At 65.2% G+C, this 8830-nt stretch carries 8 protein-coding genes; 4 read left to right on the top strand and 4 right to left on the bottom strand.

All coding sequences use genetic code 11. The annotated features are described in order from the left end of the window. Positions 1-418: 418 nt before the first annotated feature. Positions 419-1033: a hypothetical protein gene (locus DK366_RS02380; RefSeq protein WP_109123888.1), complete on the bottom strand. Its 615-nt coding sequence runs from the start codon at positions 1031-1033 to the stop codon at positions 419-421. A 306-nt stretch (positions 1034-1339) separates the two neighbouring features. Here DK366_RS02380 and DK366_RS02375 point away from each other — a divergent pair, with 306 nt between their 5' ends. Next, positions 1340-2152, top strand: a complete 813-nt coding sequence (locus tag DK366_RS02375; RefSeq protein ID WP_109123929.1) for an SDR family oxidoreductase — start codon at positions 1340-1342, stop codon at positions 2150-2152. A 132-nt stretch (positions 2153-2284) separates the two neighbouring features. After that, positions 2285-2698 (top strand): DoxX family protein, encoded by a 414-nt coding sequence (locus DK366_RS02370; protein WP_109123887.1) that lies wholly within the window; start codon positions 2285-2287, stop codon positions 2696-2698. A 10-nt stretch (positions 2699-2708) separates the two neighbouring features. On the opposite strand, the gene DK366_RS02365 is transcribed toward DK366_RS02370, so the two are convergent. Beyond that, complete coding sequence (locus DK366_RS02365; protein ID WP_109123886.1) at positions 2709-3533, bottom strand: alpha/beta hydrolase; 825 nt, start codon at positions 3531-3533, stop codon at positions 2709-2711. Between the two features lie 22 nt (positions 3534-3555). Continuing rightward, positions 3556-4158: a hypothetical protein gene (locus tag DK366_RS02360; protein WP_157956430.1), complete on the bottom strand. Its 603-nt coding sequence runs from the start codon at positions 4156-4158 to the stop codon at positions 3556-3558. A 177-nt stretch (positions 4159-4335) separates the two neighbouring features. Between DK366_RS02360 and ompR the strand changes: the two genes are divergently transcribed. Both ompR and DK366_RS02350 read left to right on the top strand, forming a co-directional pair. Next, positions 4336-5058, top strand: coding sequence for a two-component system response regulator OmpR (gene ompR, locus DK366_RS02355; RefSeq protein ID WP_109123884.1), 723 nt, complete (start codon positions 4336-4338; stop codon positions 5056-5058). After that, the gene (locus tag DK366_RS02350) at positions 5055-6350 is read left to right on the top strand and encodes an ATP-binding protein (RefSeq protein WP_109123883.1); all 1296 of its coding nucleotides are present in this window, start codon (positions 5055-5057) and stop codon (positions 6348-6350) included. The genes ompR and DK366_RS02350 overlap by 4 nt, the downstream gene beginning before the upstream one ends. Before the next feature lie 4 nt (positions 6351-6354). Here the strand turns inward: DK366_RS02350 and DK366_RS02345 are convergent, their stop codons facing one another. Next, positions 6355-8823, bottom strand: a complete 2469-nt coding sequence (locus tag DK366_RS02345; RefSeq protein ID WP_109123882.1) for a tetratricopeptide repeat protein — start codon at positions 8821-8823, stop codon at positions 6355-6357. Positions 8824-8830: the final 7 nt, after the last annotated feature.

The following is an 8830-nucleotide window of genomic DNA, read 5'->3' as shown; positions in this document are numbered from 1 at the left end:
TCGCCCGGGCAGGAGCCCGGTCGAAAAGCCCGGCCGCCCCTCACGGACTGGCTGGGCGTAGCCCAGACAGCGCCAAGCGGGGGTGCCCTTTCTTTTGGTTACTTTTCTTTGGGCAAGCAAAGAAAAGTGACCCGGCCTCCGGCAGGAGGTCGGAAGCCCGCGGCAGGCGAGCCAGGTCGCGGCATCGGCTCAACCGAGCGACAGAGCTAAAAGCAAAGTCACTGGATTCCCGCCTTCGCGGGAATGACGGTGAGGGGTAAAGAAGTCATCGCAAGGATGGCGGTGAGGGTTAGAGACGCCGTTGTAAGGATGACGGTGAGGGATAGAAGCGGCATCGCAAGCACCCGCCCCGCACCCCAACCCTCTCCCCGGAGGGGAGAGGGAGCCAAAAGACCTCGAGGCCAGCGCCCCTCACACCTTACTTGGCAGCCTTCGGCGTCACCGTCACCGCCAACGCTTCCACATAAGTGGCCACCACCATGTCACCCACCTTCAGCTTCGACAGCTGGGCCTGACGCGCCGGATCCTTCACTTCGATGGTGCGCTCCTTGCCGTCCGGGCCCGTCAGCGTCACGGTGTGGTGCTTCAGGTCCACCGCTGAAAGCTTGCTCGTCACCGTCACCGCCTGGCCAGCCCTCAGGCCTGGCTCGCTTCCTTTGGGTGCTGTGGCCTGGCCTGCCTGATAGTCCACACCTTCCTTGGCGCTGTCGGCCGGCATCACCTGCACGGCCACGGCGGCCTGGTAGTGCGCCGTCACCTGGTCTCCCGGTTTTACCTGATCGAGGTTCTGCACCTCGGGGCCAGCCTGCACGGTGACTTCCTTACCCTTGGGGCCCTTGAGCGTCACCATGCGCGTGGACGGGTCCACCGACACCACCGTGGCGGTGATCGTCCTGTCTTCGCGGCCCAGCTCGTGCACCGTGGAGTTGACGGCCGGTTCATTGGCCGCCTGTTGTGCCAGCGCAAACATCGGTGCGGACAAGGCCATCGCCGCGCCGAGCAGGCAGGCGGTGGAACGTTGCAGCTTCTTCATGGTGTGTCTCCTTTGGGGTATCGATCGCCCGGTGCCGGGTTGTGCGCGGAAGGCCAAAGCGCAAGCGTTTGCCAACGCATCGCAGCCAGCCAAGCCGGAGAGACGCCGCTCGTTCACGGGCGCGCATCCGCCGGTTTTCCCACCGGAACATGTTCGACCAGTACGCCGCGAGCCACGAGCGTAAAACCACCCAAGCGCACTACGTAGTTCTACCGTTGGCCCCCGCTACCCAAACGGGCGTGACACCGCAGCAAGGCAAGCGCAAGCTGCATGGATGGCTCGCGCAGCTTCCAGGAGAGAATGACCATGTCCGTTGCAGAACAGCTCGACACCGTCCTGATCACCGGTGCTTCCACCGGCATCGGCGCCACGTATGCCGATCGATTCGCACGGCGCGGACATCCTCTCGTTCTGGTCGCGCGCAATCGACAGCGACTTGAAGAGCTCTCCGCACGCCTTTCCCGTGAATACCATGTGAAAGTCGAGGTTTTGGCAGCTGACCTCACCGCACCAACCGAGCGCGCAGTCATCGAAAGGCGCCTCGCGGAAGATCAAGCCATTGGCATCCTCGTGAACAACGCGGGCATGGGTGGCGGATCGGTTCTCGCACAGACACCACCCGATGCCGTGCAGGCCATGATTGAACTCAACGTCACCGCACCTTCGCGACTGGTGGCGGCTGCACTGCCTCGCCTGGTGGCGCGCGGGCATGGCGGCATCATCAACATTGCCTCGGTGCTGGCACTGGCGCCGGAGTTGTTTGGCGGTGCGTATGCCGCCAGCAAGAGTTACGTGCTGACCTACAGCATCGCGTTGAACAAGGAAGTGGCCGCGCGCGGCATTCGCGTGCAATGCGTGCTTCCGGGTGTGACGCGCACGGAGATCTGGGGTCAGTCCGGCGGACTCGATGCCATTCCCGCGCACATGATCATGGAAGTGGACGAAATGGTGGATGCCGCGCTCGCCGGCTACGACATGGGCGAGGTCGTCACCATTCCTTCGTTGCCCGACATCGACGAATGGAACCGCTTCGACGAAGCGCGCCGACGCATGGCGCCCGAGCTTTCGCTTAGTGTCGCTGCCGATCGTTACAAGAGCGACATTCCCGAAGACGCCTGAATCGCGACATGCGGCTGCACCCTTGGCCGCTTACAGGCATATAGTGTGGTCGACCGTGCTGTTGCCGGCGCGATCCGCGCGGGCCGTTGCCTGCGTGCCCAGAGCCTCACGTAGAGTCATGGGAGAACGACCATGCGTTATACGTTACTGGCAGGCAGCAGGGACGGCATGCTGCTTCTCGCCCGCCTTCTGCTGATGGTCCTATTCGTCATCTTCGGATGGAGCAAGCTCTTGAGCTTCTCGTCCACGGTGGCGTACATGGGATCGGTGGGTGTTCCCATGCCGGCGGTATCGGCGGCCATCGCCGTGATCATGGAGTTTTTCGTCGGCATCGCCATTGCCGTCGGTTTCTACACGCGGCCGCTGGCCATCGTGCTGGCGTTGTATACGCTCGCGGCGGCGATCATCGGCCACCAGTTCTGGAACATGGTGGACCCCGAGCGCATCGGAGCCATGATCAACTTCTACAAGAACGTCAGCATTGCCGGCGGCTTGTTGCTGCTGTGCATAGCGGGACCGGGCAAATACTCGCTGGACCGGCGCTGATCGCGCCGTTTCAGGGAAGACCCAGGCTGCGCAGGAACGCATCCACGGCATCGGTGTAGCCACCGGGCTCGCCCAGCGTCGCGTTGATGTCGCCGTGCGTCAGTGGCTCGGGCAATACGCTGGCCCGCACACCCAACGTCTGCGCCTTTGCCGCATAGGAACGGTTGTGCGGACACGATTCCATCCGCTTGCTGGAGCACACCAGCAGGATGGGCAACCCGTCGCGATCCAGGCGATCCAGTGGCGACGCTTGCCGCCACTGCGCGGGATCGCTGCCGAAGGCGCGATCGTAAAGACGCGCATGCGGGGAATTCATGATGCCTGGCACATCGATGGCGCCGCTATCCAGCGACACCGTGCCCAGCCAGCGCGTGGCGCCACGCGAGGTAGCCATGGATGGCGATGCCGACAGAAGCGCCACCAGGTGCGCTCCCGCGGAATGTCCCATCAACACCACGCGCGAGGGATCGGCGCCCCAGTCGCGTGCGTGCTTCTGCACGTAGGCCAGCGCATCCGCCACGTCGTTGGCCTGCTCCAGCGGATTGGCCTCCGGCAGCATGCGGTAGTCGATGGAAATGAACACATAGCCTGCCTGCGTCCAGTGCGTTGCCTTGGGCTCCACGACGCCACGGTTCGACTTGTCGCCGATCATCCATGCGCCGCCGTGCACCATCACGATGACCGGAGCCGCGCGGGGCTGCGACGGAAGATAGACGTCCATACGCTGTTGCGGTGCCGCCCCATAAGGCACGTCATGCCGCACATCCATCGCATGGACGGCACCCAGGCCGCATAGCAAAAGCAGGCAGGTGAACAACCCACGGCAAACCTTCATGGCCATCTCCTCGCCGGGCGCCTTACGGACACGTGATCGACTGCCCACTGGCGTTGGTGCAACTGCCGGAATGGGTCACGCCGTTCTTGCTCACCGTGGTCTGGCCATCATAGGTGTCGCCGTTCTTCCCCGTCGCCTGGGTCGTATGCGTCACGCCCTGGCCCGTCGCGCCGCTGGTGGTGCCATCGTAGGTGCCGCGTGTTCCGCTGGCCGTGGTCTGGCGCTGGAAACTCGCATCACCCTGGCCATTGCCGCTGGCACTGCCGGAGCTGCGCACGCTGCCGCCGTTCGGTCCGTTCGCCGCAAAGCCCGATTGATGTTGCCAAGAACCGTCGCTGCTGCGGCTGGTTTCCCCCGCCCGGGCCGCCGTGCCGCCAAGGGGTCCACGCCATGCACCTGCACTGGCCGTGGCGGCGTTGCCCTGGCCGTCCGTCATGGTGCGGCGGCCATGGACGCCTTCGGCGCCACGGGGACCGCGGAATCCTGCGACGTGCTCGCTCACGGTGCCGCCATTGGCTTGCGCCAGCATGCCGCGTGCTGCGAAACGGCCGGCCGCTGCGGCGGGCAAGGTCGAGGCGACGAAGAGGGAGACTGCCAGTCCGGTCATCACGATGATCTTCTGCATGGTGTTCTCCGATGGTGGAAAGAAGGCCATGGGCCCGAGGCCATGCTCCCGCCCCGCCCACGGCCAGTCGTATCGGCTTCGCAAGGGAATGCAAAAGAATGTTGCGGCCGGCGGCGCTGGAAACATCTCGTTACAAATGGGCTCGCCGCGCTTCCCCGGCCGCGGCAGAATCGCGCCATGAACACCAACGCCACCCCGCACGTGCTGATCGTCGACGACGACCGTCGCTTGCGCGACCTGTTGCAGCGTTACCTGGAGCAGCAGGGATTCACGATTCACGTGGCCGGCGACGGTCGCGAGATGGACAAGGAACTGGCGCGCCGGCATGTGGACCTGATCGTGCTGGACCTGATGCTTCCGGGCGAAGACGGGCTTTCCATCTGCCGTCGCCTGCGCGGCCAGGGCGTGGTCACGCCGGTGATCATGCTCACCGCGCGCGGCGACGAGATCGACCGCATCGTAGGACTGGAAATCGGCGCCGACGACTACCTCCCCAAGCCAGGCAATCCGCGTGAGTTGGTGGCGCGCATCAACGCGGTGCTCCGCCGCGGCCGTCCGGCCCTCGGCGCACCACAACCCGACGGTGGCAATGTCAGCTTCGGCGCTTTCGTGCTGGAGCTGGATACGCGGCGACTGCTGCGCAACGGCGAAGCGCTGCGACTCACCACCGGCGAATTCGCCGTGTTGGCGGCACTGGTGAAACGCCCGCGCCAACCGCTGACACGCGACCAGTTGATGAGCCTGGCCCGCGGCCGTGAGCACGATGCATTCGATCGGAGCATGGACGTGATGATGAGCCGCCTGCGCCGACTGATTGAAGACGACCCGCGCCAGCCGCGCTGGCTGCAGACAGTCTGGGGCCACGGTTATGTGTTCGTGCCCGACGGAGCACCGCTGTGAGCGCGGCATCCACGGGCTTGTTCACGCGATTGGTGTGGCTGTTGATCGGCACAGCCTGCCTGGTGTTGCTGATCGCCATGTTCGCGCTGCGCGTGACCGGCAGCGGTGTCGCCAGCGACTACACGGCGCGCGTGCTCACCATGCAGGTGACGGCGGCAGACACGCTGCTTGAGGAAGGCCGGGGCGATGCCGCACTGACCGCGCTGGGCATCGAGCACCGTGCGGCGCCACCGGCCAGTCGTGAACCCTCGATGCCGTTGCTGCGCCATGTGCGCGATCAGCTTCGCACTCGCCTGCCCGATCGCAACGTGCAGATTTCCGGCTGGCGCCAACCCATGCTGTGGTTGATCGCGCGCGAGCCCGGTCAGGGATGGATTGGCATTCCTTTCGAAGAATGGCGCGCGCCGCTGGTACGAAGCACGCTGCTCACCGTGTTGCTTTCCACGCTGGTGGTATTGCTGCTGGCGGCGTCCTACGCGCGCAGCCTTACGCAGCCGCTCAAACGGCTGGCCGATGCCGCGCCATCCGTCGTCGGCGGCACGCCGCCACCGGATCTGCCCCATGGCGCCGCAGGGGAACTGGTGGAGCTCAATGCTGCCCTCGGCATGGCGGCAGCGGATGTACGCCGGAATGCACGCGAGCGCGATGTCATGCTGGCCGCCATCTCGCACGATCTGCGCACACCGCTGGCACGTCTTCGCCTGGGACTGGAACTCTCCAGCGCCTCCATCGAGCCATCCCTGCGCGAAGGTCTGGTGAGCGACATCGAAGCCATCGATGCACTCAGTGCGCAATTCATCGCCTACGTGCGCGACGGCAGCGAGGAAAGCACCAGTCCGGTTGACCTTGCCGCGCTGCTGCGCGAACTGGCCACGCTCAACGACGTGGATGCCAACACGTGGCAGGTGGACGTACCGGAGCACGTGCGCATCCTCGGCAAGCCCATGGCACTGCGGCGCGCCATCGACAACCTAATGCGCAACGCCATGCGCCACGGCGCCGCGCCGTATGGCGCATCGCTCGTGGTTGCCGGCAACGAGGCTCGCTGCGTGATCACGGATCACGGCACCGGCGTGCCGGAGCATCTCCTCAACCGGCTTGGTGAGCCTTTCCTCCGCGGCAACGAGGCCCGCAGCGATGCCGTCGGCAACGGCCTTGGACTGGCCAGCACGCGCCGCATCGCGGCACAGCACGGCGGCAGGCTGTTGCTGCGCAACCTTCCCGCCGGTGGCTTCGAGGCGATGCTGGTGTTGCCGCTGCGAAGCGACGACGCCCGGTCGCCGCCTCGCTGACTCGTCAGTGGAAGGCGGGCATGGAGCTGCCGCCCAGGCTCTGCAGAAGCTCCTGCGCATCGCGGGAACGCGGTGCCACGGCGACCAGGCGTTCGGCATATTCGCGCGCCTTGTCCTTGTGGCCCGCGTCGCGTTCGGCGCCGGCCAGCGCGTAGAGCAGCGAGGGGTCGTACGGTGCGTTGAGCAAGCTGGCTTCCCACACCTGGTGTGCCTGATCGACCTTGCCCGCGGAATTCAGCGCCACGCCGTACACATAGGCGAAACGTGCGTTGGAAGGCTCCGCACGGTGTGCGCGTTCGAGCCACGGCAACGCTTCCTGCGCTTCGTTCTGGCGAATCAACGAAAGCCCTTTGGCGTGCAGCAGGCTGGCATTGTTCGGCACCGTCTTCAGGCCTTCGTCGATGGTGTTTTCCGCTTCCGCTTCGTGCCCTGTTCCGCGATACAGGTCCGACAGGTTGATGTACGCCGGCACGAAATCCGGTTGCAGCTTCAGCGCCTGGCGGAACGCCTGTTCGGCCGCCGCGGTATCGCCGCGCTCCATGTCGACGATGCCCAGGTCGAAGTGCGACTCCGGACGATCGGCCACGGCCTCCTGCGACTGCTGATAGATCGCAAAGGCGCGGTCGCGTTGTTCGCGCTGCGTGGCATTGAGCTGCGCATCGGGAACGCTGGCCAACGCGCGGCCCGCTTTCACCCGCACATCAAGCACGGGATCGTCGGCCAGCGGCGCAGCCATGGGCCCACGGACTTCCGGCGGAAAGGCGAGCAAGGCATCCAGTGCGGCAACGCGCATGAGTGGATCGGCATCGCCCAGCGCAGACTGGATGGTCGGCACCGCATCCGGGCTCGCGTAGTGACTGAGCTCGTTGACGGCGGTGGCACGGGCAATGATCGGCGACGTCGCGTCGGCTGCCAGCGTGGTGAGCAGCGCTGCCGCACCGGGCTTCCCGTGGCGCGCGGCATCCAGTGCCTCGACGAAGTGTTGATAACCCTTGCGCTCGGGCCCATGCGCCTTGGCGATGGCATCGGCTGCCCACTGCGCGCCCTTGTCGGCATGGCAGTTGGCGCAGGCGTTGGGCACGCCGTACTGCAACGTGAGGTCTGGCCGCGGCACGCGAATGGAGTGATCCGGGCGTGCGTTGATCACCATGTAATTCTTCGACGGCATGTGGCACGCCACGCACTGCGAGCCTGCACTGCCTTCCTTGTGCATGTGGTGGGCGGCGGTATCGTACACGGCTGGCGTATGGCAGCTTTCGCACAACGCATTGCCTTGCGCGCGCGTCTGGCCAGTGTGTGGGTCGTGGCAGTCGCTGCACGTCACGCCTTTGGCGTACATGCGGCTCTGCAGGAACGAGGCATACACGTACACCTCGTCCAGCTGCTGGCCATCGGCGTGGTAGCGACCTTCGACCAGCAGCGTGGGATCGTGCGTGTCCATCAGGCGCCCGGTGGGCGCCGTGTCCTTGGCGATGATGCCCCGGCGCGAATGACAGACCGCGCAGGTTTCCACCTCGCGATGTGAATCCATGGGCGCACTGCGTGACGGATTGCCGGTCGCTGGGTTGGGAATCCAGTGCACGCCCTTGCGTTCGTTCAGCGCGATGGTCAGTCCCATCGACGGATCAGCGCGCTTCTTTTCCTCGCTTGCATTGGACCATTCCATGTGGCGTGAACCTGGTCCGTGACAGGCTTCGCAGGCCACGTTGATCTCGTTCCACTGCGTCTTGAACGTATTGCTCGCCAGATCGTAATTGCGCTGCACGTTCGTGGAATGGCAATCCGCGCACATGTAGTTCCAGTTCTGGTTCAGGCGTGTCCAATGCAGCGTGTCGTGCACATCGATGTGGTCGCCGGGGTACATGTTGAACCAGTGCTGGCCGCCTTCGGCAGCGGGGCGTGCATCCCAGGACGTGCGCAGCGTCTGCAGGCGTCCGTCGGGAAAGGCGACAAGGTATTGCTGCAGGGGATACACGCCGAAGGTGTACTTCACTTCGAATTCGGCGGGCTTGCCATCGGGGCCATCCGTCTTCACGAAGTATTTGCCATCGCGCTTGAGGAAGCTGGCGGTCGAACCATCCTGCTTCAACGCGCCATCAAAATGGCCTTCGACGGTCTTGTCGTCCGCCACCTGCATGGCCAACGCATGATGGGATTGTTGCCAGGCCTGCGTTTCCTTGGCATGGCATGAGGCGCACGCCTGGGCGCCCACGTAATGTGCAGGTGGCAGTGCCGGCGATGCCGGCGATGCCGGCGTGGGCGCCGTTGCCACCGATGCCACGGGCGTGGTGGCAACGCCCGGCGACGGCATGCGAAGCCACCAGAAGCCCAGCAACACCAGCACCAGCACGGCGACGCCCAGCGGCAACCACCAGAGGTGGCGTCGCTCGCCGGACGGCGATGCTGCCGGCGTCGGCCGCGCAGGCGCAGCCTTGCCAGAGCGTTTGCCATGGCTCTTTCTGGAACGACCCATCCCTCTC

Origin of the sequence: Dyella sp. C11 (assembly GCF_003121485.1) — a bacterium.
In the GTDB taxonomy this organism is placed as follows: Bacteria; Pseudomonadota; Gammaproteobacteria; order Xanthomonadales; family Rhodanobacteraceae; genus Dyella.
This window is presented reverse-complemented; position numbering and strand designations above follow the sequence as displayed.